Annotated in this window: 24 protein-coding genes and 1 riboswitch; of the genes, 7 read left to right on the top strand and 17 right to left on the bottom strand. The window is 37.4% G+C overall.

What is annotated here, in order from left to right; genetic code table 11:
- Positions 1–2: 2 nt before the first annotated feature.
- Positions 3–854 carry a DUF4280 and LysM peptidoglycan-binding domain-containing protein gene (locus A1704_RS24800; protein ID WP_062671287.1) on the bottom strand — a complete coding sequence of 284 codons (852 nt, stop codon included), beginning with the start codon at positions 852–854 and terminating at the stop codon, positions 3–5.
- 1 nt (position 855) lies between these two features.
- The gene (locus tag A1704_RS05715) at positions 856–1878 is read right to left on the bottom strand and encodes a LysM peptidoglycan-binding domain-containing protein (protein ID WP_062671285.1); all 1023 of its coding nucleotides are present in this window, start codon (positions 1876–1878) and stop codon (positions 856–858) included.
- A gap of 434 nt (positions 1879–2312) precedes the next feature.
- Between A1704_RS05715 and A1704_RS05710 the strand changes: the two genes are divergently transcribed.
- On the top strand, positions 2313–2960 hold the full coding sequence (locus tag A1704_RS05710) for a hypothetical protein (protein ID WP_062671282.1): 648 nt from the start codon (positions 2313–2315) through the stop codon (positions 2958–2960).
- Between the two features lie 7 nt (positions 2961–2967).
- On the opposite strand, the gene A1704_RS05705 is transcribed toward A1704_RS05710, so the two are convergent.
- The 9 genes from A1704_RS05705 to tsaE all read right to left on the bottom strand — a co-directional run bounded on the left by A1704_RS05705 (position 2968) and on the right by tsaE (position 10513).
- The gene (locus A1704_RS05705) at positions 2968–3507 is read right to left on the bottom strand and encodes a hypothetical protein (RefSeq protein ID WP_062671280.1); all 540 of its coding nucleotides are present in this window, start codon (positions 3505–3507) and stop codon (positions 2968–2970) included.
- A gap of 27 nt (positions 3508–3534) precedes the next feature.
- The gene (locus A1704_RS05700; protein WP_238590579.1) at positions 3535–4044 is read right to left on the bottom strand and encodes a hypothetical protein; all 510 of its coding nucleotides are present in this window, start codon (positions 4042–4044) and stop codon (positions 3535–3537) included.
- Between the two features lie 83 nt (positions 4045–4127).
- A complete protein-coding gene (locus A1704_RS05695; RefSeq protein ID WP_082798726.1) occupies positions 4128–6401 on the bottom strand; it encodes a cation:proton antiporter in 2274 nt (757 codons plus the stop codon).
- A 102-nt stretch (positions 6402–6503) separates the two neighbouring features.
- Positions 6504–6893, bottom strand: a complete 390-nt coding sequence (locus tag A1704_RS05690; protein ID WP_062671620.1) for a hypothetical protein — start codon at positions 6891–6893, stop codon at positions 6504–6506.
- A gap of 109 nt (positions 6894–7002) precedes the next feature.
- Positions 7003–7713 carry a LytR/AlgR family response regulator transcription factor gene (locus A1704_RS05685; RefSeq protein ID WP_062671275.1) on the bottom strand — a complete coding sequence of 237 codons (711 nt, stop codon included), beginning with the start codon at positions 7711–7713 and terminating at the stop codon, positions 7003–7005.
- Positions 7688–8461, bottom strand: coding sequence for a histidine kinase (locus A1704_RS05680; protein ID WP_082798713.1), 774 nt, complete (start codon positions 8459–8461; stop codon positions 7688–7690). Before A1704_RS05680 ends, A1704_RS05685 begins: the two co-directional genes overlap by 26 nt.
- Positions 8462–8476: 15 nt before the next feature.
- The gene (locus A1704_RS05675) at positions 8477–8848 is read right to left on the bottom strand and encodes a DUF4258 domain-containing protein (RefSeq protein WP_062671273.1); all 372 of its coding nucleotides are present in this window, start codon (positions 8846–8848) and stop codon (positions 8477–8479) included.
- A complete protein-coding gene (locus A1704_RS05670) occupies positions 8848–10038 on the bottom strand; it encodes an alanine dehydrogenase (RefSeq protein WP_062671272.1) in 1191 nt (396 codons plus the stop codon). Before A1704_RS05670 ends, A1704_RS05675 begins: the two co-directional genes overlap by 1 nt.
- Positions 10039–10105: 67 nt before the next feature.
- Positions 10106–10513: a tRNA (adenosine(37)-N6)-threonylcarbamoyltransferase complex ATPase subunit type 1 TsaE gene (tsaE, locus tag A1704_RS05665; RefSeq protein WP_062671271.1), complete on the bottom strand. Its 408-nt coding sequence runs from the start codon at positions 10511–10513 to the stop codon at positions 10106–10108.
- A gap of 103 nt (positions 10514–10616) precedes the next feature.
- Here tsaE and dnaG point away from each other — a divergent pair, with 103 nt between their 5' ends.
- Both dnaG and clpP read left to right on the top strand, forming a co-directional pair.
- Entirely contained in the window at positions 10617–12602 is a 1986-nt protein-coding gene (gene dnaG, locus A1704_RS05660) for a DNA primase (RefSeq protein ID WP_062671270.1), read from the top strand.
- 112 nt (positions 12603–12714) lie between these two features.
- Positions 12715–13401 (top strand): ATP-dependent Clp endopeptidase proteolytic subunit ClpP, encoded by a 687-nt coding sequence (clpP, locus tag A1704_RS05655; protein WP_027373257.1) that lies wholly within the window; start codon positions 12715–12717, stop codon positions 13399–13401.
- Between the two features lie 183 nt (positions 13402–13584).
- Here clpP and A1704_RS05650 read toward each other — a convergent pair whose 3' ends face one another.
- A complete protein-coding gene (locus tag A1704_RS05650; RefSeq protein ID WP_082798712.1) occupies positions 13585–14688 on the bottom strand; it encodes a T9SS type A sorting domain-containing protein in 1104 nt (367 codons plus the stop codon).
- 63 nt (positions 14689–14751) lie between these two features.
- A riboswitch (cobalamin riboswitch) is annotated at positions 14752–14942 on the bottom strand.
- Positions 14943–15167: 225 nt separating this feature from the next.
- On the opposite strand from A1704_RS05650, the gene A1704_RS05645 reads away from it, so the two are divergent.
- Positions 15168–16436: an esterase-like activity of phytase family protein gene (locus A1704_RS05645; RefSeq protein WP_062671268.1), complete on the top strand. Its 1269-nt coding sequence runs from the start codon at positions 15168–15170 to the stop codon at positions 16434–16436.
- Positions 16437–16513: 77 nt separating this feature from the next.
- Here A1704_RS05645 and tpiA read toward each other — a convergent pair whose 3' ends face one another.
- The 5 genes from tpiA to A1704_RS05620 form a co-directional block, all read right to left on the bottom strand.
- Entirely contained in the window at positions 16514–17272 is a 759-nt protein-coding gene (gene tpiA / locus A1704_RS05640) for a triose-phosphate isomerase (RefSeq protein ID WP_062671267.1), read from the bottom strand.
- Positions 17273–17324: 52 nt separating this feature from the next.
- Positions 17325–19451, bottom strand: coding sequence for a S9 family peptidase (locus A1704_RS05635; RefSeq protein WP_062671265.1), 2127 nt, complete (start codon positions 19449–19451; stop codon positions 17325–17327).
- 30 nt (positions 19452–19481) lie between these two features.
- Positions 19482–19829 carry a tellurite resistance TerB family protein gene (locus A1704_RS05630; RefSeq protein ID WP_062671262.1) on the bottom strand — a complete coding sequence of 116 codons (348 nt, stop codon included), beginning with the start codon at positions 19827–19829 and terminating at the stop codon, positions 19482–19484.
- 105 nt (positions 19830–19934) lie between these two features.
- Entirely contained in the window at positions 19935–21044 is a 1110-nt protein-coding gene (locus A1704_RS05625; protein WP_062671260.1) for a BT_3928 family protein, read from the bottom strand.
- A 1-nt stretch (position 21045) separates the two neighbouring features.
- Entirely contained in the window at positions 21046–21612 is a 567-nt protein-coding gene (locus A1704_RS05620; RefSeq protein WP_062671258.1) for a DUF1599 domain-containing protein, read from the bottom strand.
- 306 nt (positions 21613–21918) lie between these two features.
- On the opposite strand from A1704_RS05620, the gene folP reads away from it, so the two are divergent.
- From folP to ilvD, 3 genes are all read left to right on the top strand, one after another.
- Positions 21919–22785: a dihydropteroate synthase gene (gene folP / locus A1704_RS05615; RefSeq protein WP_062671256.1), complete on the top strand. Its 867-nt coding sequence runs from the start codon at positions 21919–21921 to the stop codon at positions 22783–22785.
- Positions 22786–23155: 370 nt separating this feature from the next.
- On the top strand, positions 23156–24028 hold the full coding sequence (gene ilvE, locus A1704_RS05610) for a branched-chain-amino-acid transaminase (RefSeq protein ID WP_062671254.1): 873 nt from the start codon (positions 23156–23158) through the stop codon (positions 24026–24028).
- 180 nt (positions 24029–24208) lie between these two features.
- Positions 24209–25891 (top strand): dihydroxy-acid dehydratase, encoded by a 1683-nt coding sequence (gene ilvD, locus A1704_RS05605; protein WP_062671252.1) that lies wholly within the window; start codon positions 24209–24211, stop codon positions 25889–25891.
- Positions 25892–25894 lie beyond the last annotated feature (3 nt).

Raw genomic sequence — 25894 nt, 5'->3', positions numbered from 1 at the left:
GCTTAGCTATAATAAAGTTGGTCTGTATCTCTTGTATCTTCCTTGAATTCATCAAAATCCACAACGGGATTATAAACCTGCTGTTCCTGCGTAGTTGCTTTGGCAACCTGGCTTTTACCGACTTCGCTTTGCTGTCCGTGTTTAAGGATGGTAATTTTCCCTCCCGTACTGCACATGAGTTCTGAGATTTCCGTAAGACAGCTTTTCCCCATCACTTTTACTTTTTCATACGTCTTCTGCCACTTTCCGGCTGGAGCATAAGCACACGGAAGATATCCTCCAGAACTTGGCTTGAGCTTGCATTGTCCAAACGGCTGTGCCGCAGGATCGAACTGAAGATCATCCTCTGTTACGGCCAGGTAATCAGCGTTTCCTTCTTCATCATTCCAGTAGTGTTTCTGATGGCTTGTCACTTTAAATTTTGGAAATTTAAATCCCTGATTACATTGCACGGTTCCTTTCTGCACAATGAAATATTTTCCTTCATGAGGACTGGAACCACTGTCTTCTTTTTTATCTTCTTTTTCTTCTTTATCATTTTGTTGTTCCGTTTTTCCGGATGACTGCTCTTCATTTTGTGGAGTTTCTTCCGTTGAATCTCCTTCATCAGAACCTACATTTTCTGTAGCTTCCTCCTGAGAAGATGCAGCCATATTTTGAGGTTCTATTTTTTCAGCCATGAGCTGTGGATCTTCCGGAATCAAGATCGTTTTTCCCGGAACAGGTTCCTGCATAACATCTTCCGGCGGACAGTGGAGATTATGGTAAGTTTTTAAAATACCTTCATTTTTCAGCTTAAACTGCCGGGCCAGAGAACTGAAAGTATCGCCTTTTTGTGTGACATAATTTTTCATATTATCCTTGTGTTATATTGATGTGATGTTGGTGTATCAATACCTCTTCATGGCTGAGTAGAACCGAGGCTTTAGCCTGAAGAAGATTCTTATTTTTAGTGTGAGTGGTGTATTCTAATACAATATTTCCTGAAGCCGGTCTTGCAGCCGGTTTTTTGAGCCTGATCCCGCGCATGATCTCCTGTGAGGTACATAATTCAGTGATTTTTCCGCTTAAAATAGTTAAAACAGAGTCCTCTTCTTTATTTTTATGTTCAGGTTTAATTTCACAGGCTACCGGAAATGAATTTTGTACAAAATAAAAAGATTCTGTCCACTTTATTTTTCTCCTGAACCAGTCTGTTTTGGGAAAAAGAGTCTGAAACAGCAGTGTACTCTGAAATTGCTGTAATAAAAACACTTCATTGCTGATGTTCCTTTCAAAAGAATCCATATAATTTCGAGCGACTTCACCTACATAAAACTCTTCAAGATCTTTACGCTGTCCGGTAAAAGTGTCCGTGATTTTTTTATGATCTGCCAATCCTTTTATCCTGCCTTGTTCATTAAGAATAAATTCAAGCGGCATAATACTTTTCATGCAGGCTATCGAAAGGCCGCTTACCTTATCATCAGGTTCATTTCCTCCTGATTTAAAGTCTCTCTGACTGTAGCTAAGGATATACAAACCTGTGTTTTGGTCTTTTCGGAGATTTACATCAATGGTATAATCGATGTTAACTGAAGATTCGAAAGAGGTTTCAAAAGTCTCATTAATACTATAAGTTTGGGCCCAAAAGGAATCAGAGAACTGGCCGGGAAGACTGTTATTCCTTTCATTTTCCTTCTGCGATTCTGTTTTAAAATGAGTAGGGACAAAAATATTTTTAACGTCATTAAGGTTTTCAAACCAGACTTTATCCATTTTCGGGCAATGGGAATTATGAAACAGCTTAAGCTCCTCACCGGTCATACCCAGCCGGGAAGCGATGGAGGTGAGCGTGTCTCCGTTTCGTACCTGATATTGTAAGAAATCAATTTCCATCCAATGTGAATTATCAGATAAAGCTATTAAAAAACACTGTTGGAAATAAATTTTTGGGGTTAAATTTTAAAAATTGTAGTAGAATTACGACATGAAACTGATGGTGTGAAGAAACCACCCCGAAAACGACCCCGTCAAAAATTCTTTGAATTTTCGCCACCTCTCCGGAGGATGGGAATTGTACGTCTTCAATTGTGGTGCTGGTCAGGATTGGAGTTTTTGTTGATGCTTTTCTTGTTGGTTTAATGTGGCTGGATTTCTACGGAGTGGCAAACTGTATGGTAAGACAATCATTCCAATTGTATCATTCTGTAGGAATCTTAGCTGGTATAAGGATTTTCAAAGCTAAAACAGTTATTTGTAACTTTTGTGGTTTCATTATATGCAGTACAACCAAAAGTTATTATTAATTTTAAAGCTATAAAAAAGAAAATATGAAGAATAGATTCTTGCATGGAGTTTGCATAATATTGATCAGTTTGAGTTTTGCATATGCTCAGAAGTCCGGAGATCAGTCGCCTGTTTTTTTCACTATCCAAGCACAGGATACTGTAAAGAAGGGAGAAGCATACAATGAGAAAGATACAACAGGAAACAAGAGTTTAAAAAATAGGATAAAACCTATTCAGGCAAATTTTAAAAGAATCAATTCCGTGACAAAATGGACTGCTGTCAAAAAGAAAGATATTGAAGGAGAATCTGCAGAAGGCGGGGAGGCCACATTTTATTACACAGATGAAGGTCTGCAAAAGGTAATTGCGAAACATTATGGAGAAATCGGGCAGAAGCTGACAGAATATTATCTTCTTAACGGACAGCTTTCTTTTGTTTTCGAGAAAGATTATAAATATAACCGACCGCTTTTCTATGACACTAAAGCAATGAAAGAAAATAATGACACGGAAGCCTTTGATTTGAAAAAATCAAAGATTACAATGACCAGGAATTATTTTGAAAACGGAAATATCATTATGATCACCAATACTACAGGACGCGGATTTAGTATCGGTGCGGATTATCCCGCTGAGCAGGAGGAAAAAATCAAAGAGGATTTTAAAAGGCTTCTGAAGCTTGTAAACTAGAGCAGCGTTATGATTTATCAGCCTTGATGATATTGAGTCTTTCCTCAACTTCATTGATTCTTTTAAGCCAATAGTTAATTCCTTCCTGATTGGTCACTGTTTCTTTGAAAGCATTACGGTTGACGGCCCATAGGTGTGAGCTGTTTTTCTGATAGTCCAGTTCGCGTTCTTTTTTATTTTCAGGCTCTATGCGGTATCTCCAGAATACCAGAGATTTCATGTATTCTGAACGAACTTTTTCCAGATGATCAATAATGGCCTTCCGGTCCTGGGGAATATATCCGGGACCAGAGCATCCACATGAATGAAAAGTGATTCCAACCGTATACAAATCCCGGATATGAGCCCATTGCTTATCATCATTTTTGGGCGGGGATTTAAAGTCAAGTCCCATATTGGCCATCAGATTCCCACATTCCGGACACTTGGCTTCCACAGAGGTCTGAGCATCCCGGTCCACATCTTTCAGGTGGCGGCGTTTGAATGTTTTCTGGCAGTTGAAACAGGCATAATGACCTTTGTAAACCATCATGGCATATCGGCACATAGTGTTCTCTTATTCTTTGGTTATAAGTTATTTTAATTTGTTTTCCTCTTCATTAAAATTGATTCCCATAAAGCTGGCGGCGCTTCTTGGGTCGTAAACCGACCACACATCTCCCCAGGGAAATCTGAAGGTGCAGCCGGGATAAGGTTTTTTCTTTTTTTGGGTGGGTGATATTCCAAGGACTTTGGTCAGGAAAGTAGTATTCCGGCGGAAAATATTCATTTCTTTTTCCTCTGTCCATTCATTCCAGTCTTTGGCATCACTGTTTTCCCATGTATTCATATGGATGATGTCCAGATGATCTTTAAAAAAGCACAGACTGAAAGATACCTGATATCCCTTTATTTCTACAGGCTTAAAGTAATACCAAAAATATCCGGTTTTTACATCCCACAGATCATGATACTTTTCTTTATAAAAATCAGACTGTTTCAGCTGATCAAGACTCATTCCTTTATAAAGTCTGGTAGCAAAGGTTTCCAGCTCTATAACTCCATTTTCACTGTTAATCAGCATGTCCCAAAAAATTAAAGCCATAAATATACCCGTTTTTTCTTTACAGACAACGAATAATATTTACAGCTTCAATAGAAATAGAAATATCGGTGTGTGTTATTGTGTTATGGATTTGATATTATTAATGTTGATGGGATGTCAGACAGCCATAGACTTTTTGTATCGATCAGGTTTTTCCAGCTTTTACTGCTGATGAGCATCAGATCCTGAGAACCCAGAAAATCTTTTTCAATCTTTTTCTCATTGTACAGAGTGATGTGGTTTGGAGCTACCTGTTCAATGCTTCTGATCAGTTCTTTTACTTCAATATTATTTCGGATCTGTCCTGCCGCATCCAGAATGATAATCTGAGAATTATTGTTATTGATCAGTCTTTTAGCATATTCAAGAAGGTAGAAGTCACTCAGATTAAAGATCGGAACAAATACTTTATCTGCCGCTTTAAAGTCCTTTTCCACCAAAATTCCTACGGGAATATTGGTTTTGTCGAGAATCTGAAGCGTAAAATCGTCAAAAGGAGAATTGTTGAATATATTTCCTTTGCCTTTTACCGTGTTCAATAGTTTTTCAGGATTAATAATCTTGGTGGTAAAGCCTAATAACCTTCCTAATAAACTTCCCTCATACATAGATTTCCCAAGCATGATCAGGAGAAGATCATAATGTCCTTTGTTGGTAATGCTGGTAAGATCACTTTCGATATCAGTAGATGCTTTGAAGAGGGTAGTAACTTCCAGATTCAGATCTTGAGAGGTTTCAATGACATTCTGAAACTGTGACTCTTCATACTCATTGATGTCATAGGCATGCATTTCATCTACCGGAGCAATATTCATCGCGGTGATGCTTTTATTACCGTTCATTTTATGGGTGAAATTGTGTGCTAGCTTCAACAAAGTACTTCCGGATTCCGGCTTATCAAATGAGAGAAGAACGCGGTATTTGGAATCATTATCCTGAATGGATTCGTCCTGATTTTTTTTAGATTTAAAAATAAAATTAATAAAATCCAGTGCAGGCCCAGTCATGAAAGTGGTGAATAGAGCCATGATCACAAGCATTGCAAAAATTTCAGGGCTTAAAACGCCAAGGTCATATCCAATGTTGAGTACAATAAGTTCCATAAGGCCTCGTGTGTTCATCAGAGCTCCTATCGTCAGACTTTCTTTCCAGTTAATACCTACAAATCGTGCCGTCAACGCACTTCCTGCAAACTTTCCGAGAACCGCGGTCAGAATAATAAATCCGGCGGTCATCCACAGATGGCTGTCGTTAAGAAGGCCGATCTGGGTACGGAGTCCTGTGAATACAAAGAATAATGGCAGCAGAAGTACTAATGCCACATCCTCTACCTTATCAATAAAAAGGGTACGGAACTTTGTATTTTCCGGCATAATAGCTCCCGCCATAAAAGCTCCAAATAAAGCGTGAATACCGATTACTTCAGTAGCATATGCAGATAAGATCAATGTCAGAAAGAAAATAGCCACCATGGGTTTGCTGATCGTATTTTTTCCGGCCTGAAGGTCTCCGACTCTTTTCAGGAAGGGTCTTACAATTTTAATCATTAAAAATACATAAGCAACAGCCATGATAATCACATAGATAGAGCTTGCAAAAGAACCTGCTTTTACAATAGCAATTACGGCAGCAAGAATACACCATGCTGTAATATCATCGGCAGCAGCACAGGTAATAACAATTGTTCCCAGTTTGGTTTTCTGGAGGTTTCTTTCCTGTACGATTCTCGCCAGTACCGGAAATGCTGTGATACTCATCGAAATGGCTATAAATAAAGCAAAAGAGGTAAACTGGATACCATCCGGAGCAAATTCCTGATACACAAAATAAGAAAGGCCTATTCCCAGAGCAAAAGGAATAATAATACTTGCATGGCTGATGACAACCGCATCATGAGCTTTTTTCCTTAATACACTCAGATCCAGCTCCATTCCAACAATATACATGAACAGGATAAGACCTATCTGGCTCAGAAACTGAAGGTTGCCTAATGATTCTTTTGGGAAAAGAAAGGCGGAAAACTCAGGGAAGTACATTCCCACAAGTGAAGGACCGAGTACAATCCCTGCAATCATTTCTCCGATAACCGTAGGCTGTTTTATTTTCATACAAATCCATCCGAAAAGCCTTGCTGTCATAATAATAGTGACAATTTGCGCCAATAATAGCGCAAGCGGATGGTGAAGATTGGTTTTGAATGATTCCAGGAAATTATCCCAGGTAGAGCCGCTGCTGGTATTGGCAACGATATTTTCTTTTACTTCCAGCGTCTGCCCTTCGATGATGAAATAATACATCAGAGCGGAAAAGACTGCGATGGTGGTAATGTAGAAAATTAAATTTTTGTATTTCCCCAAATTCATGATTCCAATATTTTATGCAAAGTTGAAAAGAATATAGTTATGTTAAATACTCTTTTTTTTAAAATGTAATGAATGTTCTAAAAAATGTAATAAAATCTATTTGAACGAATAACCCATTCCAAATCCTATTTTCCAGTTCCCATTCAGATCTGCTGTCTTAGCGTTATAGTAGGCAGGAACCTGGAAGGCTATTTTTTTATAGACCACAGTAAGACCTGCTCCCAGCGTAGGCATAATAGGACTGTTTTTGGTTCCGGAAGAATGGTCTTCTTTAATTCTCAGAGAAGGAAGCATTCCAACAATGAATTTTACGCTTTTATGGGTAAGACTTACATTTGGACCTGTAAAGTTGAGATAAGCACCATGATCTACATATCCGCCTATTGCTATTCCGTCAAAAAAAGAGATCTTCAGTTTTGAAGAGGCTTCCTGGGAAAAACACAAGCCGGATAGGAGAAGTCCTGCAGCATAGAAAAAGTTTTTCATTATAAAATCAATTAATTCCATACAAAATTAAAGGGATTCAATACTGAAAAAGGGGAGTTGTAATAAAGGACTTATATTCTGTAATGAAACCGGAAAGATTTGAAAAGATCTATTTTCCGAAGAGCTCCATCAATGAATTTTTATAAGCATCTCCGATCTGAAGTTTCAGAAAAGAGTGATCTTCCGCAGGAATGGTGGTAATAATTTCGTTGGTTGAAAATACCTTAATGGAAGACAATGCGATAATTTCTTTTTTGTTGACCTGAGCAAAATCTTTTGATGGCAGCATTTCCAGAAGGTTTTTGAAATTCAGGTTTTTTAAAACGATGGTTGTTCCGTCAATAAGCATAATATCTTTATCCCTGCTGTCGATTTCAGAGGTTTTGATGTAGGAAATCTGTTCTGTGAATATAACGGTTTTTCCAATATTGGTATTCCACTCGATAAAAGTTTTTTTAGGAGCATTTTCTACCAGTTCTTTAGCTTTTTCGAAAGCTTGAATCAGTCTTTCTTTTTTGATGGGTTTTCTTACATAATCCACCACATTCAAATCGAAAGCTTCAGCAGCATATTCTTTGTAAGCTGTTGTAAAGATGATTTTTTTAGAACCTGAAATAATCTCAGCCACCTGAAGACCTGTCATTCCGGGCATTTCAATATCCAGAATGCACAGATTACAGTCGAGGTTGTCTATTTCATTCAGAAAAATTTTAGGATCATTGAATGCTTTTACCACCTCTACATTCTCAATCTGCTCACATAGAAGTTTTAAATAACTGATGGCCAGTAATTCATCATCCAGAATAACGCATTTTATCATAGAATTCTCCTAAATTGATTTTTAATTCCGCCGTAAAGATTCCGTTTTTTGAACTTCTTTCCAGCTGATAATGGGTACTGTAGATCATTTTAAGCCTTTGATCAAAAGACTGGCTTCCGAAACCGCTTTTCTCCTTCTCCAGAATATTTTTCAGAGAAGCTTTATTGCTGACTTTCATAGTGAAAATTCCATCTTCAAGCTCCATATAAATAGAAATAAAAGAATCCTGAGCAAGAAAATCTGTATGTTTGAAGGCATTTTCAATAAGATCCACAGAGATAAGCGGGGCAAATACCTTTTCTTCATACAAAGCATCTGATTTATTAATCTTTGATTTGATTCTGAAGTCAAAAAGTGGATTGATCTTGATTTTATTAATCTCAATAAGGCTTAAAGCAAAATTAAGCTCTTCTTTCGGGCTTACATACTTATTGTTGCTTTCGTATAAAATATAATCAAGCACATTGGCCAGCTTATCCAGTGACATATAGGTCTGATAGGCATGAGACTGCACCGAATTCAGAATATTTTTAAACAAATGCGGATTCAGCTTTGTGCCGATATGTTCCAGACGGACTTCATTCAGGCGCTGCTCAATAAGTTTATTGGTTTCTGATAATTTGGTATTCCTCTGTTTCAGCTTCTGATTCTGGCTGAAGAGATAAATACTGATAGTCAGAAACAGGAAAATGGCAAAAACTCCGATGAATATCAGATAATCATGAATCATGTAGTAATTGCCGTCCATAGCTTGTACTTGAAACTATTTCAGTTTTTTAAGACTGTTTACCGTCACCGTTTCTTCACATTTTTCATACGTGATCTCATAAGACGGATTTTTTTCAGGATAGGTTAAAAGATAGTCCGGACATGGTTTCTTTTGTGCATGGCTGCGGTCAAAATCTACCTTTCCGTTGGTAATGATGCTGTCTTTTATAAATTTCTCATCAATCTTGTAGGTTGCCATTGCATTTTTAGCTTCTTCAGAATATTTGAATTCTTTGGAAAGACTTTCAGCAATCACACGGCTGTTCGGTAAATATCCGCTGCAGCTTGCTCCTTTTTTGTTTAAAATAAAAAATACGATCAAAAGCCCCGGAACGAAGCCTATTGCATAAAATTTCAGTTTCTTCATTAGAAAATTAAAAGATTGATATCGTGGTACGTAAGTCCGAAACGATCGCAGATGATCTTCTTGGTATGTCTTCCTTTGTACATATATAAGCTCTGCTTCATTTCGTTTTTGCGGATCAGCATGTTTTCAAAGCCGCCCTCTTCGTCATAATTTAAAATATAGGAAAGGAAGAAATTCGAGATGGCCTTAGTGGTAGTTCTCGGCATTCTTGAGGTAAGATTCGGAAGTCCGCAGTGGATGACACCGTGTTTGATGACATAAGGATCCTCCATGGTAGTAAGCTCTGAAGTTTCGATCACTTTACCGTTATCTATGGTAATATCGATGATGACACTGCCTTTTTTCATTTTCATCACCATATCTTCAGTAACGATAGGGGTCATGTTCAATCTTGGAAGAGCTCCGATCACTACATCAGCACGTCTTAGACTTTTGCTGAGTTCTTTAGGATCAATAATAGAAGTCGGTACACGGCTGTCAACAATCGTATGAAGCCTTCTAAGCTTGGATAAAGAATTATCGAAAACTTTTACACTCGCTCCTAAACCAATGGCTGCTTTTGTAGCAAACTCACCTACAATTCCGGCTCCAAGGATAACAACTTCTGCAGGTCTTACTCCTGTAATTCCTCCCAGCATTAACCCGTTTGATAAGGCTAATAATTCGGAGGCATATAAGATTGAAACGGTTCCTGCAATTTCCCCGACTAATCTTACCAAAGCCAGCTGCTTGTATTCATCAACGATAAATTCAAAAGCGATGGCGTTTATTTTTTTCTCTGCAAGCTTTAAGAAATACTCCTTGTCTCTAAGATTGATCTGAAGAGCTGAAACCAGATACGTATTAGGCTTCATGTACTCAATTTCATCTTCTGTAGGAGGGTTCACCTTCAGGATAAGATCCTGCCCGAAAGCTTCTTTTGGATCATTGGTGATCTTCGCTCCAGATTCGGAATACTGTAAATCTGTAAAAAATGAACCTTGTCCGGCCCCTGATTCAATAATGATCTCATGGCCGTGCTCTACCAACACCTGTACGGCGTCAGGAGTAATGCAGGTTCTCCTTTCGTTGAGACAGGTTTCTTTAGGAATTCCAATACTGAACTGTTTCCCTTTCTTTATAACCTCCAATTTTTCCTCTTTCGGCATTAATTCTTCTTCTGTGAAAGGAGTAAAAATATTTGTACTCATCCTTAAATTAAATTATGTCTTACAGATTGTTTTTTACACTCAATTAATGAGCAAAGATACATAATATTTAATCGAATGAAATCTCTCTGTTTTCACCCGTATTTACAATGCTCATTGTATGGTAGTTAAGATCGTAAAGGTCCTCTTCATAGACTTCCGGCCATTCGATGATGCATAAAAAAGAGTTGTCCAGATATTCTTCAATTCCGATATCATAGACTTCCTCAATGTTTTTTAAGCGGTAAAGATCAAAATGAAATACTTTCCCTTTTTCGGTATTGTATTCATTGACAATAGAGTAAGTGGGAGAGTTTACTTCATCCTTGCTGCCCATATTTTTAAGCAGAAATTGAGTGAATGTGGTTTTACCTGCGCCCAGGTTTCCTTTTAATAAAAGAATATTATGTTGTAATTGAGGAATGATGGTGTCAACAACTTCCTGCCAGTCTTCGATTGTATTGATAGTGAACTGCATATAGTAGCAAATTTATTTTGCAAAAATAATGATAAAACTTACTAAATATAATGCACTTGTATTATATAATTGTAAGGTTTTTTTTTATGTGTATTTTTGTACTATGATTTCCAAACAGACCATTGATAAGATATTCTCCACGATCCGCGTTGAAGAGATTGTGGGCGAATATGTGCAGTTGAAAAGAGCAGGGTCTAATTACAAGGGGCTCAGTCCTTTTCATGATGAAAAAACACCCAGTTTTGTAGTTTCTGCCAGTAAGCAGATCTGGAAGGACTTCTCCACAGGAAAAGGAGGAACGGCGATCTCTTTCCTTATGGAAATTGAAAATTTTACGTATCCTGAGGCACTCCGCCACGCTGCAAAAAAATACGGAATTGAAATTGAAGAAGACCAGCGTGAAATTTCTGAAGAAGCAAAAAATGCCCAGACAGAAAAAGATCTGTTGTATAAAATCCATGAGGTTGCCAATACTTATTTTCAGGAGATCCTTTGGGATGATCAGGAAGGCAGAAGTATAGGACTTTCTTATTTCAAAGAAAGGGAGTTGAGGGATGATATCATTAAGAAATTCCAGCTGGGATATTCTCCCGAGAAGAAGAATGCTTTCACGGCTTATGCCCTGGAAAAAGGATATAATAAAGAAATTCTTGAAAAATCAGGACTTTCTATTTTTCCTGAAAATACTCCTGCAGGCGTAGACCGTTTTAGGGAAAGGGTTATTTTCCCTATTCACAGTTTTTCTGGCAGGGTTTTAGGCTTTGGAGCAAGAATCCTGAAGAATAATGTTAAAACTGCAAAATATCTCAATTCACCGGAAACCGAGATCTATCATAAATCCAATGTTCTTTACGGATTAAACCAGAGTAAGCAGGCTATTTCCAGGAAGAATGCCTGTCTTTTGGTGGAAGGATATATGGACGTGATTTCGCTTCATATGTCCGGAATTGAAAATGTAGTGGCAAGTTCAGGAACTTCTTTGACGACAGAGCAGATCAAACTGATTAAGAGGCTTACAGAAAACGTAACGATTCTCTTTGATGGTGATAATGCCGGTATCAAAGCCAGTTTCCGAAGTATTGACATGTTACTGACTGAGGGAATGAACATCCGTGTTCTGCTTTTCCCTGATGGAGATGACCCGGATTCCTTTGCCAGAAAACACCCGCAGGAATACGTTGAAAAGTATATCGAAAATGAAGCGATGGATTTTATCGACTTCAAGGCGGAAATTCTCCTGAGAGATATCGGAAATGATCCGATTAAAAAGGCTGAAGCAATCAGAGATATTGTGAAATCTGTCTCTTTCGTACAAAATGCCCTGAAAAGAGAGGTTTATCTGAAAGAGGTTTCCAATAAATTCGGGCTTTCTGAGCAGAGTCTTTTCAATGAACTGGATGTTCAGAAGCAGATCACACAGAATCAGACCCATCATGTTCAACAGCAGCAGAAAGAGAAAACAGCCGCTCCAAAGATGGAGGTTGTGCCTTTGGATCAGGAAAAAGAAGATCCTTTTCTGTATGATGTACTGTTCATGGAGAACAAACTTGTTGAACACATGCTGGCATTTGGAGATATTATTCTGAAACGTAGAAATGAACAAGGAGAAGAATATCAGATTACAGTAATTGAGGAAATTCTTCATCATTTTGAAGAAGAGCAGTATGAATTTTTAGTTAAAGGGAATGAAATCATTATTACTCAGGTGAGGGAAGGGATTCAAAAAGATGAGTTGAGAAGTGGAAACTTTTTTGTATCTTTTATGGACGAAGAAATTACCACAAAGGTTGTAGACGCTCTGATCCCGTTGGATGAGCTTGAAAACTGGGCTTCCAGAAATATTTATCCTCCCAATTACGGTGATAAAGTGGCAGATCAGATCAAGGGAGATGTTTTGCTGCACAAATTCAGATATATTGATTATTTAATCACAGAAACTGATAAAGAGCTGGATGTGTACAGGGATACTGATGAAGGAAAGTACTATGAGCTTATCAAGAAAATTACGCTATTGAAACAAGCTTCCATGCGATTGAGTAATATCATTGAATATTCACCTATCAAAGGAATCTATGGTAGAAAACGGTAATTTTTAAGTCAGTTATTTTAATATTCTGTGACAAAAAGTCCTATAAAATTTTAGGAATAAATATTGTAATTTAAACTTCGAGAATATTTAAAAAATAATACATAATAGAAATATGGACATTAAAAAAGAATTCAGAGATTTCTCTGTAAAACATTTAGGAAACAACGGTTTGGTTACCGATCAGTATATGGGAATGTATGGGCCTACGAATCTTACTCCGTACATCATGGAAGAGAGAAGATTAAACGTTGCTCAGATGGACGTTTTCTCCCGTCTGATGATGGACAGAATTATTTTCCTTGGAACAGGTATTGATGATCAGGTAGCAAACATCGTTACGGCTCAGCTTTTATTCCTGGAAAGTGCTGACCCTTCAAAAGATATTCAGATCTACATCAACTCTCCTGGTGGTAGTGTATATGCAGGTCTAGGTATTTATGACACCATGCAGATCATCAAGCCGGATGTAGCGACAATCTGTACAGGTATGGCTGCTTCAATGGGAGCTGTATTACTGGTTGCCGGAGAAAAAGGAAAACGTTCTGCGCTTAAGCATTCAAGAGTAATGATCCACCAGCCTTCAGGAGGTGCTCAGGGGGTTGCTTCTGATATGGAAATCAACTTGAGAGAGATGTTGAAACTGAAGCAGGAGCTTTATGAAATCATCGGTCATCACTCAGGACAAACGTATGAGTGGGTAGAAAAATCTTCTGACAGAGATTACTGGATGACTTCTGAAGAAGCTAAAGGTTACGGAATGGTAGATGAGGTTTTACAAAGATCCACAGAGAAAAAATAATTGATGATAACATCATCAGAAAACCGCACCAATCTGGTGCGGTTTTTTTGTTGGATTTATATTTTAATCACTCATTTTACATTCGCTGGAGGGTGGCAATAATTCAAAGAATTTTTGACGGGGCGGTTGTAACAGTATATTTTATCCATATCCTCACAAAAAAAGCGCTTTGAGGCGCTTTCTCTATTTCTTAACAATCTTATGTACCGTAGCACTTTCAGCTGTTTTAATCTCCACAAAGTAAACTCCTGAGTTTAAAGAATGAATATCAATCTTAGTAACCTGAGAAGTCATTATTTTTTGTCCTGTCACAGAGTAAATATTCACTTCTTTCAGTTTCTCAGCCGTTTCAATCTGAATGAAATCACTTGCCGGATTTGGATAAATATTGAATTTTTTCTTGGTCACAGAAGAAATTCCTAAAGTCAGCTGTGCCTCGGTGGGGGTAAATGGTCTTCTTTGCCCGAAACTTAATCCAAACCAGTCATTGTTACTCAGTTGAATCTGAGAAAGATTGGCTTTTGTTTGCCAGCTTGATAGATCTTTTCCTTTATATAACTTCCAGCTGTCTGATCCGGAAGTATTCCCAGTAAATGAATTCAATGTTAAATTAGTAATCTGATTATTCGCTGATGCAAAATTGAAATAGGAAGCTTGAGACTGGATCAGTTGTAACGCCTGTTCAGCAGTTATGCTTCCGTTATATTTAATTCCAAAAACAAAAGAATTGGCATTTCCGTTGGCATTATCAGTTCCGAAATCAATAACGACAAGACTTTTATTAGTTCCGCTTCCTACCCAGTTTGTAACCTGCGAGGGAACAAACCAAGCAGAACTGTAGGCTGGAACTGGTGGGGAAGGCATTGTAGGAGGGGAAAAACTATAAGAAGCTCCATACCATCTTCCGTCCACTAAAAGATCATTGTTCACACCATTATTGAATGCCATAGTTGATGGAGTGTTTCCTGACCAGGTTGACCAATAGTCGTCAAGGCTGGGAGTATGATGATTGTAATTTAAACTGTACAGAAATCCGGATGGTATTTCAATTTCCAATTTAGGTTCTGTAGCGGCAATAGCAGTAATCATGTCTTCCATGGTTAAGCCATTTCCGTCAAAACGGTATCCCCAAGCATAAGAATTTGGGGTGCTGTCATCATTAAAGTCTGCAATGAAATATGCTTTTTTAGAACCGGTTCCTACCCAAAATTTAATGTCGTTTTCTGTGAATTGGGCCGACAATACCTGCATGCAAAGCAGTAAGAAAAAAAGATAGATTTTTCTCATGATATAATTAATTTAAAGTTTTATTCCCGAAACTTATCTTCAGAGCAGAACTAATTCTTTCTCTGAATCTGGTGTTTTAAGGCAGGTCTCCTGGCTCACATCTTACAACTTCCTTCCCGGATTTTCAGATCCAGTGGTTTTTGTGCAGTAAGTTTAAACAGTTTACAGTTGCGGGTACAGCTCAAGATTTGAATATTATTCTCACTTGATTCCCTATTAATGAACATTGTTCAGCCTTAAAACGCTGCAAATATATCATATAAATTGATAAGTCTGTTTTGTGAATTATTTTCCTTTAAAAAAAATGATTTTCAAATTGATTAATAATTTGGTTGGATTGTTGGTTTTTCATTTTTAAATAGATTCTTTTCTTATTTATCTTCAATGCATTCTGTCTGTTCAATTGTTAAAAAACAATTATCATTGTATTTAAGATCAGTTTACAATCAAGTCCTATTTTCGCAGCCATAAAATAGCATATGAAAAAATTACTATGTTCTGTGGGTATACTGGCTGTATTGGCTTCATGTAAAAGTGATGACGATATCGCAATGGTTAATCAGGATATTAATTATTCCAAACTCCCTCAGGAGTTTCCATTTTCAAAACTGACTACGATAAACGGAGTGGATGTTATCAACGGAGGTTTTGGGTCCGGAGCTGCGGCTCATCCTACCAGAAAAGGCGAATTCTATGTCATTACCGATAGAGGACCTAACACCGACTTCCAGAATGGGAAAAAGTTTCTTACTCCTAATTTTACTCCAACCATTATGCATTTTAAAATCAATGCTGACGGAAATGTAGAGGTCATCAAATATATTAAACTTAAAAATCCATCCGGACAGCCTATTACCGGACTTCCAAATCCTGTTGGAATGGGGAGCACAGGGGAAGTAGCATATGATGCTTCCGGAAATGTCTTAGGTACTGATCAGTATGGTCTTGACAGCGAAAGTATTGTTGCTGCCGCTGACGGTACATTCTGGGTTTCTGATGAATATGGACCGCATATTGTACACTACAGTGCTGATGGAATGGAGATGGAAAGAATAAGCCCGATCGGAGTAAATACAGGACCTAGAAAATTACCTGCTGTTTTAGCGAAAAGAAGAGCTAACAGAGGAATGGAGGGACTTTGTATGAGCCCGGACGGAAGAACGCTGGTAGGAACCATGCAGTCGATGATGTATGTTCCCAGTAAGGCATTGGCTACCAATAAAACTTTAACGAGAATTGTCACATTTGATACGGTTACAGGGCAGACTAAACAGTTTCTATATAAGCAGGAAGGAGGAGCTTCTGATTCAGTGTGCGATATTACCGCATTAAGCAATAATGAATTCCTGGTGATTGAAAGAGATGGAAATTTCGGTTCTCAGGGAGGAATAAAAAAAGTATACAGAATCAATCTTAGCAATGCAACAGATGTAAACGGAGCCGATATCACCGCGGTGGACGGAATGAAAGTTAACGGAAAAGCTTTAGAGCAATGTTCATGGGATGAAATTACCAATGCCGGAATAAAAGCTGTTACCAAAACATTAGCGGTAGATCTGGTAGCAAAACTGGGTTATGAACATGATAAATTCGAGGGAATTGTTTATTTAGGAAATAATAAACTGGCTGTTTTCAATGATGATGACTTTGGAGTAGTGGATGATGGAAACGGAAATCCAAAAGCTAAAATTTTGCCTAAAACGGGTAAAGTAGACAAAGGGACAATGTATGTAGTCGATATTCAATAATTAGATTTTTTTAACGGAAAAGCGGCGGAATCGAAGATTCCGCCGCTTTTTATTGGATAATATATCAATCCTCTATATTAATTAAAAGCTTCAATAATCTTAGAGAAATCCTCTAATTTTAAAGCTGCTCCTCCGATAAGACCACCGTCGATATCCGGCTGAGAGAAAATTTCTTTTGCATTGTCTGGTTTTACAGAACCTCCGTAAAGGATAGAAACCTCGTCAGCAACTTCCTGTCCGTATTTTGAAGCAATAATATTTCTGATGTGAGCGTGGATTTCCTGAGCCTGCTCAGGACTAGCCGTTTCTCCGGTTCCTATAGCCCAAACCGGTTCATAAGCAATCACTACTTTTTTGATTTCTTCAGCAGAAAGCGTGAAAAGAGCTACTTCAGTCTGGTTTTTTACTACCTCAAGGTGCTGTCCTGCTTTTCTCTGCTCAAGAGTTTCTCCGTTACAGTAAACAGGAATAAGACCTTTGTCAAGAGCTAATTTGATCTTTCTGTTACAGTGAGAATCTGTTTCTCCGTGATATTGTCTTCTTTCAGAGTGCCCGATTAGTGAACCGGTTGCATCAATGGATTCCAGCATATCTGCAGAAATTTCACCAGTATAAGCGCCACTTTCATGCTCGCTCATATCCTGAGAAAATACTCCGATTTCATCCTTTTCAAAAACGTCTTTTGCCATCATCAAATACAATGCTGGGGGAGCAATCCAAACCTCACAGTTCGTTGCATTGTTGTTTTTATAGCTTAGTAACTGAATCATTAATTGTTGTGCATCAATTACATTTTTGTTCATTTTCCAGTTTCCTGCAACTATTTTTCTTCTCATAAGATTTAAATATAGATTTATTTATTTTTTAATTTTCTTTTTGCAAAACTTATTACTTAGTAATCCCTTCCAGTTTAAACATGAAAGCATATACCAAAGCTACATCCTTCAGATAATCAAACCTTCCGGAAGCGCCACCATGGCCATATTCCATATCTGTTTTCAATAACAGTACATTTTTGTCCGTTTTCATATCTCTTAGCTTGGCAACCCATTTCGCTGGTTCAAAATATTGTACCTGAGAATCGTGTAATCCTGTTGTTACCAAAAGATTCGGATAGCTTTTCTTCTCTACATTTTCATATGGAGAATAAGATTTCATATAAAAATAAGCTTCCTTATTATTGGGATTTCCCCATTCGTCATACTCATTGGTCGTAAGTGGAATACTAGTGTCTAACATCGTATTCACTACATCTACAAATGGAACCTGTGAAATAACACCATTCCATAAATTAGGACTCATATTGGCTATAGCACCCATCAGTAAACCACCTGCACTTCCTCCCTGAGCGTAAAGATGCTTAGGTGAAGTATATTTTTCTTTAACCAGATATTCTCCGGAATCGATGAAATCGGTAAATGTGTTTTTCTTTTTCATCATTTTTCCATCTTCATACCATTGTCTTCCCATTTCCTGACCTCCGCGGATATGAGCAATTGCATATGCAAAACCCCGGTCCAAAAGGCTCAGTCTGGTGCTGCTGAAACTGGCATCCATAGAACTTCCATAGGAACCGTAAGCGTAGAGTAGAAGAGGGTTGTTCCCATCTTTTTTGAACCCTTTTTTATAAACAATGGAGATTGGAATTTTCGTTCCGTCTTTTGCTGTGGCAAAAAGTCTTTCCGTTGTATAATTGTCTTTATTGTAACCTCCCAGAACTTCCTGTTGTTTTAAAAGAACTCGTTTTCCGGTTTTTAAATCCTGTTCATACTGAGAACTTGGTGTAATCATAGAAGTATACCCAAAACGGAAATTATCCGTGTTATATTCAGGGTTATCCAGTGAATAAACAGTATAAGTAGGCTCATCAAACTTTAAAAACTCCTTTTTTCCTGTTTTTCTGTCATAAATTACCAGTTGGGAAAGTCCGTTTTGTCTTTCACTGAATATCAGATAATTTTTAAATGCAGTAATATCCTCCATGAGAACATCTTTTCTGTGCGGAATAAAATCCTTCCAGTTTTCAACTCCCGTTTTATCTAAAGGAGTTTCTACAACCTTAAAGTTAAGAGCATCTTTATTGGTTGTTACCAAAAATTTATCTTCAAGTGAAGTTACATCATAAAGTACATTATTGATCCTGGGCTGAAAAATTTTGAAATTTCCGTTAGGATCATTGGCATCCAGATACCTGGTTTCAGAAGAAGTGGTAGCACGGGAATCAATCAGGATAAACTTATTGTTTTTTGTTTTTCCTACACTGATATAGTTGGTTTTATCTTTTTCTTCATATACCAGAATATCTTTACCGGAATCCGTTCCCAGCGTGTGTCTGAAAATTTTTTCTGTTAAAAGAGTCTCAGGATTTTTAGAAGTATAGAAAATTGTTTTGTTATCATTGGCCCATGTTGCAGAACCTGTTGTATTTTTAATACCAAGATCCGTGATTTCTCCTGTAGAAAGATCTTTTAAAAATAATTTGTACTGCCTTCTGGAAACATCATCCACTCCGTAGATCATTTTGGTATTATCCGGACTGATGCTGAAGCCAGCAGCAGAATAATATGGATGACCTTCTGCCATTTTATCTACATCCAGAAGAACTTCTTCCGGAGCAGTAAGGCTGCCTTTCTTTCTGCAGTATTTAAAATACTGTTTTCCGGTCTCTGTGCGGCTGTAATAGTAATATCCGTTTCTAAAAACAGGTACAGATTCATCCTTCTCCTTGATTCTGGCCTTCATTTCCTGGAAAAGCTTTTCTCTGAAGGGTTCAGTATCCTTCATCATGCCTTTCCAATACGTGTTTTCAGCCTTTAAATAATCAACAACTTTGGTAGAATCTTTTCCTTTTTTAAAATAATCAATCATCCAGTAATAAGGATCATTAACCTTATCACCGTGGATTTCTCTGATATGTTCCTGCTTTTCTGCAACAGGAGTCTTCATATTGGGAAATGTCTGAGATTGAAATGTAGATGCACTCATTACTAATAGTCCTAGATAAATTTTTTTCATGGTATTTTTTGGCTTGGATCTGTTCTTAGATTATAGTCCCCAAAGATTTTTCAACAGTAAGTAGAACGTATGTTCTTCTTCCGTTACTTTATTGTCTGCTTTGATCAGTGACTTTGCAAACTGAACAAATTTCACACGCTCGTCCTCTGTAGAATCTTCGTGGAAACATCTTGCATGGAATTCAAAATGATCTTTCCATTCCTCAGGCTGTAAAAGAGCCAGGGTTTCAAGTTCATTATCAAGATTCATTCTGAAAGGAAATTCATCTGCCATGTATTGCTGTACCAGCATTCCTTCCTCAGGAGCAAATTCTCCATCTACAGAAGAAAGGATCATAAGTAAATGATAACCGGCGATTGATTTATTTGATTTTTGCATGAGTTGTTGTATGTTTAAGTTTAGTGTTTAAATTTGATAATTGATAATTGATAATTGCATACAAATATCTGTCGTAACATATCATTTATAATTCATCATTTATAATTAATCAACGTAGTCCTTTGCAGGTTGTTTGTCTACAATTTTTCCGTTTTCAAGAATCAGTACAAATGGGTTGCTTCTTGCTATTGTTTTGATGGCAGTTCCGTCCATTAGTACATTTTTGATAGTTTTAAAAGTATTCGGTTCTGTAGAAATTCCGTAGATAAGAGCACCTTTCTGTGTATTTACTTTCGTTTCCACTTTCTGAAGCAGGTCTGCAGGAACATCTTTTGGATGATAGGAGAAAACAAGAACGGCTTTTGGTGCGTTGATGATTTCCTGGGTAACTTCCATTCCTGTAGGATCTTCAATCTTGAATTTTACAATTTCAGATTTATATCCTTCTTTGATCAGGACAGATTCATTTTTCCCATCTTCAATTTTCCATGGAGAGCCTTCTGCCCAGTATTCTGTTTTTTTGATATAATCATCCTGATTTACTTTTACAACAGCTCCTGTTTTCTGATTTTTCAATGTGTAGAAAGTTTTATATTCGGAAGGATTTTTATCAATTTTTGCTTTTTCAGCTTTAATGTCTGTTCCTATTTTATAATCACGGAAATCTATGATCGGTTCATGCATAATTCCTTGAGCCATAACATAAATCATTCCTAAAGAAAATACTGTTAAAAGGATATATTTAAATATGTTGGAAGACTCTTTCGGAGTAACTCCATATTCATCTTTTTTACGGAAATCTTTTCTGTAAAGGATGAATAAAATAATCAATCCTACCAGCAGTACAACGTCTTTTAAGAAGCTCTGCCAAGGAGTGAATTTGATAGCATCTCCAAAACATCCACAATCTGTTACAACATTGAAATACGCTGAGTAAAAAGTAAGAAATCCGAAGAAAATACAAAGTGCAATTAATATGGATAAGGTAAATTTAAGCTTTAATTTAAGCAGCAGCATAAATCCTAAGAAAAGCTCAAGTACCACTACAATAATGGAAAATAACAGGGCAAACTTTTCTAAAAATGGCATGTTGAAAACCGGAGGTGCGAAATATTCTTCCATTTTGAAAGAAAAACCTACCAGATCCACGGCTTTTACAAAGCCTGAAAGGATAAAAATAACAGCAATAATAAAGCGTAATAAACCTTTGAGCATATTAAATATTTTTGGGTTCGAATTGATTTTCTTTTTCTGAGAATTTGATCAGGCAGAAGACTGCATAATTCAGCATATCGAAATAGTTGGCATCAAGCCCTTCCGAAACAATGGTTTTTCCCTGATTGTCCTCAATCTGTTTAGTTCTTAATACTTTCTGATAAATAAGATCTGTGATTGAAGAAATTCTCATATCCCTCCATGCCTCACCATAATCATGATTTTTTCTTTCCATCAAAGCTTTTGCTTCATTGGCATACTTATCATAAAGACCTAAAATTTCTTCTTTATTTTCATTGAAATCATTGGAAAGGCCTTTCTCCAGCTGAATAAGTCCAATGATAGAATAGTTCACAATGGCGATAAATTCATCTTCTTCACTCTCATCCACCATTTTTTTATCAGTCATCTGCAGTGTACGGATCCTGTTGACTTTGATATAAATCTGATCCGTAATAGAGCTTGGTCTTAAAACCCTCCATGCTGCACCATAATCCTGTAATTTTTTACCGAAAAGATCACGGCACTGACTGATAACTTTCTCGAACTGTACTGATGTTTTTAGCATAAATTTTCTTAATCTTCCAAATATACGAATTCGGTTTTAGATTTTTGAATTTGATGAGCTGAGTTTGTGAGTGAGAGGGTGGGAGAGTTTTAGAGTTTCGGGTTTCGGGATTCGTGTTACCGTGGTTTAGAGTAAGAGGGTTTTAGTGTTTGAGAGGGCTTACTTAACTTCCTGCCTCCAGCTTCCAACTTCCATCCTCAATTTAATCTCTTTTTAAAACTCATAAATCACTAATTTTGCAGCACAGAAATCATTCATCAATTATCAATTATCATTTATAAATCATCATCTCTCAATACTAAACTCATGCTTTCCAACCTTCCAGCCCTCCAACCCTCCAGCTCTCCAACATACTCAATCAACTGCAACGGTCGTTTAGTACAACTGGACACCCCAAAAATCATGGGAATCCTTAATATGACACCGGATTCTTTCTCCGATGGCGGAAAGTTCAATAATGAAAAATCAGCATTAAAGCATGCTGAAAAACTGTTGAAGGATGGAGCAGAAATACTGGATATTGGCCCTCAGTCTACACGTCCCAATGCCGAATTTTTAAGTGCTTCCGAAGAAAAAAACAGAATTGGAAATCTGATTTCTCTGATCAAAAAAGAATTTCCGGAAGCCCTGATTTCCCTGGATACTTTTTATGCAGAAACAGTGAAATTTGGATTTAATGAAGGAATTGATCTGATTAATGATATTTCTGGAGGTCAGTATGATACAGAAATGTTTGATACAGCTGCTGAAACGAGGTTGCCTTACATTCTGATGCATGTAAATCCTTCTTATGAAACCATGCATGATAAAATAAAATTTGAAGATATTACGCTGGAAGTGAACCAGTATTTTGCTAAAAAAACAAAAGAACTTTTAGAAAAAGGAGTGAATGATATCATTCTTGATCCTGGTTTTGGCTTCGGAAAAACAGTAGAAGATCAGATGAAAATGATCCATGAAGTTGAATATCTGGGATTCGGACAATTTCCTCTTTTAATAGGTATTTCCAGAAAGTCGTTTATCTACAAACCTCTTGGAAAATCACCGCTGGACATCAATGAGGAAACACAGAAACTGCACATGAAATTATTGGAACAGGGAGCTAAAATTTTGAGGGTTCATGATGTGGCTGAAGCAAAAGAAACACTGAACCAGTTTTTACGAAAAAAATAAAAAGTGCAAAAAAAACTTGTGAGTAATTAAAAAGTTTATACATTTGCAATATGAATTTTACGAATCAGAAAAATATTATTGTCATTTCTATTATTGCTGTTGTCATTAACAACAGTAAGGAAACGGCATTTTAAATAGATTTTAATTTAAATTATATATAAAACCGTTTCAAACTATGAAACGGTTTTTTTTGTTTTTAATTTTTTATAGTATAAAAGTATGTATCAGTTATTATCAGTAATTATTATCGTCATTATTATTCCCTTACGGCTGTGAGAAGGAACATGTATGACTGTACATATATTGAGCCCTCTCACACTGTGAGAGGGCTTTTTTTATTCCCATTACTAATTTTTTAAACCTCTATAATATGTATTACAACGACGACACGACCATCTACTTTGACGGAAAATTTATGAAAGCGAAAGACGCCGGAACAGATCTCTACAGCCAATCACTTCACTATGGGTACTCTGTTTTTGAAGGCATCAAATCCTACAGCACAGATCATGGAACTCAAATTTTCAAAGCAAAAGAACACTACGAAAGACTTAAGAGATCGGCAGAACTCATGCATATTCCTTTTGATTATTCCGTAAATCAGCTTACAGAACTTACCTATGAACTTCTGGATCGTAATGGATTTACAGATGCTTATATCCGTCCGTTGGTTACGTGTTCGCCCAATATGTCACTCTCAAAAGGACAAAAATCTTATCTGTCACTTCTTGCCTGGGAATGGAATAACGGCTATCTGGCAGATAAAATGAAAATCATGACTTCCCCTTTTCAACGTCCTAATCCTAAGGCTTTCAAGGTGGAAGCCAAAGTAGGCGGACATTATGTAAACTCCATATTGGCCTGTCAGGATGCCAAAGACAAAGGATATGATGAAGCACTGGTTCTGGATGAAAACGGAAATGTTGCCGAAAGCTCAGGTGCCAATGTTTTCTATGAAAAAGACGGGGTTTTATATACTCCGGCTAAAGGAAGTATCCTTCCGGGAATCACAAGACAAACCGTTATGGAGATCTGTAAAGAGCTTGACATTCCTGTAAAAGAAACCTTTTTTAAACCACAGGAAATGCGTGGTGCAGATGCAGGATTTTTCTGTGGTACGGCAGCAGAAATTGTTGCCCTTGATTCACTTGATGATGTTCCTTTTACCAAAGATTGGGAAAACACAGCAAGTGGGAGAGTACAACAGGCATATTTAAAATTAGTAAGAGTTCTGTCATTGTAAATATTATGAATTTAAATATTTGATTATCAGTTGAATGGTTCTATTTTCTTAATAATTGAATATTGTAGTTTTTAGAAAAAATGAAAATGAAAAGAATATTACAAAATGTAGTTTTGGATCAAAATTTAGTAAAGAACTCTATTTGAAGAAAAGGAAAAGAATAGAAAATGTAGGAAAAGTATGTTAAATAAATATTCAAAAACATTCACGCAAAATAGCGAACAACCCGCAGCCAAAGCCATGTTGTACGGGATAGGATTTACAGAAGAAGATATGCATAAGGCTCAGGTCGGAATTGCCAGTATGGGCTATGACGGGAACACTTGTAATATGCATTTGAATGATCTGGCCCAGGTCGTAAAAAAAGGAACATGGAACCACGGATTAGCCGGATTGATTTTTAACACCATCGGAGTAAGTGACGGAATGAGCAATGGAACAGACGGAATGCGTTATTCTCTGGTAAGCCGTGATGTAATTGCAGACAGCATCGAAGCCATCTGTGGAGCGCAATACTACGACGGATTGATCGCATTGCCAGGCTGTGATAAAAATATGCCGGGAACTATCATCGCAATGGGAAGACTGAACAGACCATCCATCATGGTGTACGGAGGAACCATAGCTCCGGGATGCTACAAAGGAGAACAGCTTAATATCGTTTCAGCTTTTGAAGCTTTAGGGAAAAAGATTGCAGGAGAAATTACTGAAGAAGATTTTGATGGGGTTGTAAAAAATTCCTGCCCCGGAGCCGGTGCATGTGGTGGAATGTATACGGCCAATACAATGGCTTCCGCGATAGAGGCTTTAGGAATGAGTCTTCCGTATTCTTCTTCCAACCCGGCTTTAAGCAAAGAAAAACAGGAAGAATGTCTTGAAGCAGGAAAATACCTGAAAATATTATTGGAAAAAGATATTAAACCTTCGGATATCATGACCCGCAAAGCTTTTGAAAATGCGCTGCGAATGATTGTTATTCTTGGAGGAAGTACCAATGCCGTTCTGCATTTTATAGCCATGGCAAAAAGTGTGGGAGTACCGCTTACTCAGGATGATTTCCAGAAGATGAGCGATAAAACTCCGGTACTGGCAGATTTAAAACCAAGCGGGAAATACCTGATGCAGGATCTGTATGAGCACGGAGGAATACCATCAGTAATGAAATACCTTCTGAACCAGGGATTATTACACGGTGATTGTTTAACAGTAACCGGAAAAACATTAGCTGAAAATTTAGAAGATGTTCACGATCTGGATTTTAATACTCAAAAGATTATTAAGCCATTATCAGAACCTGTAAAAGAAACAGGGCACCTGAGAATATTATACGGAAATCTTGCTGAAAAAGGAAGTGTAGCCAAAATTACAGGAAAAGAAGGGGAGCGCTTCGTAGGAAAAGCCCGCGTATTTGATGGCGAAAAAAATCTAATCAGAGGAATTCAGGATGGAACCGTACAGCATGGCGATGTCATTGTCATCCGTCATGAAGGTCCGAAGGGAGCTCCCGGAATGCCGGAAATGCTGAAACCCACCAGTGCTCTGATTGGAGCAGGACTGGGAAGCAGTGTCGCTTTGATTACTGATGGAAGATTCAGCGGAGGAACTCATGGTTTTGTAGTAGGACACATTACTCCCGAAGCGCACGAAGGAGGTTTGATAGCCTTTGTAAACGATAATGACCTGATTGAAATTGATGCTGTCAACAACACCATACAGCTCAAAGTTTCAGAAGAAGAAATAGAAAGAAGAAAAAAAGGGTGGCAAAAACCAGCTCTTAAAGTACAGAAAGGATTGCTTTATAAATATGCATTAACCGTATCATCAGCTGCAGAAGGCTGTGTAACAGATGAAATCACTCAATAAAAA

This window comes from Chryseobacterium cucumeris, assembly GCF_001593385.1.
Classification (GTDB): domain Bacteria; phylum Bacteroidota; class Bacteroidia; order Flavobacteriales; family Weeksellaceae; genus Chryseobacterium; species Chryseobacterium cucumeris.
This window is presented reverse-complemented; position numbering and strand designations above follow the sequence as displayed.

Coding starts and splice junctions, on each gene's coding strand:
- A1704_RS24800 (WP_062671287.1), bottom strand. CDS start 854: ATGAAAAATTATGTCACACAAAAAGGCGATACTTTCAGTTCTCTGGCC.
- A1704_RS05715 (WP_062671285.1), bottom strand. CDS start 1,878: ATGGAAATTGATTTCTTACAATATCAGGTACGAAACGGAGACACGCTC.
- A1704_RS05710 (WP_062671282.1), top strand. CDS start 2,313: ATGAAGAATAGATTCTTGCATGGAGTTTGCATAATATTGATCAGTTTG.
- A1704_RS05705 (WP_062671280.1), bottom strand. CDS start 3,507: ATGTGCCGATATGCCATGATGGTTTACAAAGGTCATTATGCCTGTTTC.
- A1704_RS05700 (WP_238590579.1), bottom strand. CDS start 4,044: ATGGCTTTAATTTTTTGGGACATGCTGATTAACAGTGAAAATGGAGTT.
- A1704_RS05690 (WP_062671620.1), bottom strand. CDS start 6,893: ATGAAAAACTTTTTCTATGCTGCAGGACTTCTCCTATCCGGCTTGTGT.
- A1704_RS05685 (WP_062671275.1), bottom strand. CDS start 7,713: ATGATAAAATGCGTTATTCTGGATGATGAATTACTGGCCATCAGTTAT.
- A1704_RS05680 (WP_082798713.1), bottom strand. CDS start 8,461: ATGGACGGCAATTACTACATGATTCATGATTATCTGATATTCATCGGA.
- A1704_RS05675 (WP_062671273.1), bottom strand. CDS start 8,848: ATGAAGAAACTGAAATTTTATGCAATAGGCTTCGTTCCGGGGCTTTTG.
- A1704_RS05670 (WP_062671272.1), bottom strand. CDS start 10,038: ATGAGTACAAATATTTTTACTCCTTTCACAGAAGAAGAATTAATGCCG.
- tsaE (WP_062671271.1), bottom strand. CDS start 10,513: ATGCAGTTCACTATCAATACAATCGAAGACTGGCAGGAAGTTGTTGAC.
- dnaG (WP_062671270.1), top strand. CDS start 10,617: ATGATTTCCAAACAGACCATTGATAAGATATTCTCCACGATCCGCGTT.
- clpP (WP_027373257.1), top strand. CDS start 12,715: ATGGACATTAAAAAAGAATTCAGAGATTTCTCTGTAAAACATTTAGGA.
- A1704_RS05650 (WP_082798712.1), bottom strand. CDS start 14,688: ATGAGAAAAATCTATCTTTTTTTCTTACTGCTTTGCATGCAGGTATTG.
- A1704_RS05645 (WP_062671268.1), top strand. CDS start 15,168: ATGAAAAAATTACTATGTTCTGTGGGTATACTGGCTGTATTGGCTTCA.
- tpiA (WP_062671267.1), bottom strand. CDS start 17,272: ATGAGAAGAAAAATAGTTGCAGGAAACTGGAAAATGAACAAAAATGTA.
- A1704_RS05635 (WP_062671265.1), bottom strand. CDS start 19,451: ATGAAAAAAATTTATCTAGGACTATTAGTAATGAGTGCATCTACATTT.
- A1704_RS05630 (WP_062671262.1), bottom strand. CDS start 19,829: ATGCAAAAATCAAATAAATCAATCGCCGGTTATCATTTACTTATGATC.
- A1704_RS05625 (WP_062671260.1), bottom strand. CDS start 21,044: ATGCTCAAAGGTTTATTACGCTTTATTATTGCTGTTATTTTTATCCTT.
- A1704_RS05620 (WP_062671258.1), bottom strand. CDS start 21,612: ATGCTAAAAACATCAGTACAGTTCGAGAAAGTTATCAGTCAGTGCCGT.
- folP (WP_062671256.1), top strand. CDS start 21,919: ATGCTTTCCAACCTTCCAGCCCTCCAACCCTCCAGCTCTCCAACATAC.
- ilvE (WP_062671254.1), top strand. CDS start 23,156: ATGTATTACAACGACGACACGACCATCTACTTTGACGGAAAATTTATG.
- ilvD (WP_062671252.1), top strand. CDS start 24,209: ATGTTAAATAAATATTCAAAAACATTCACGCAAAATAGCGAACAACCC.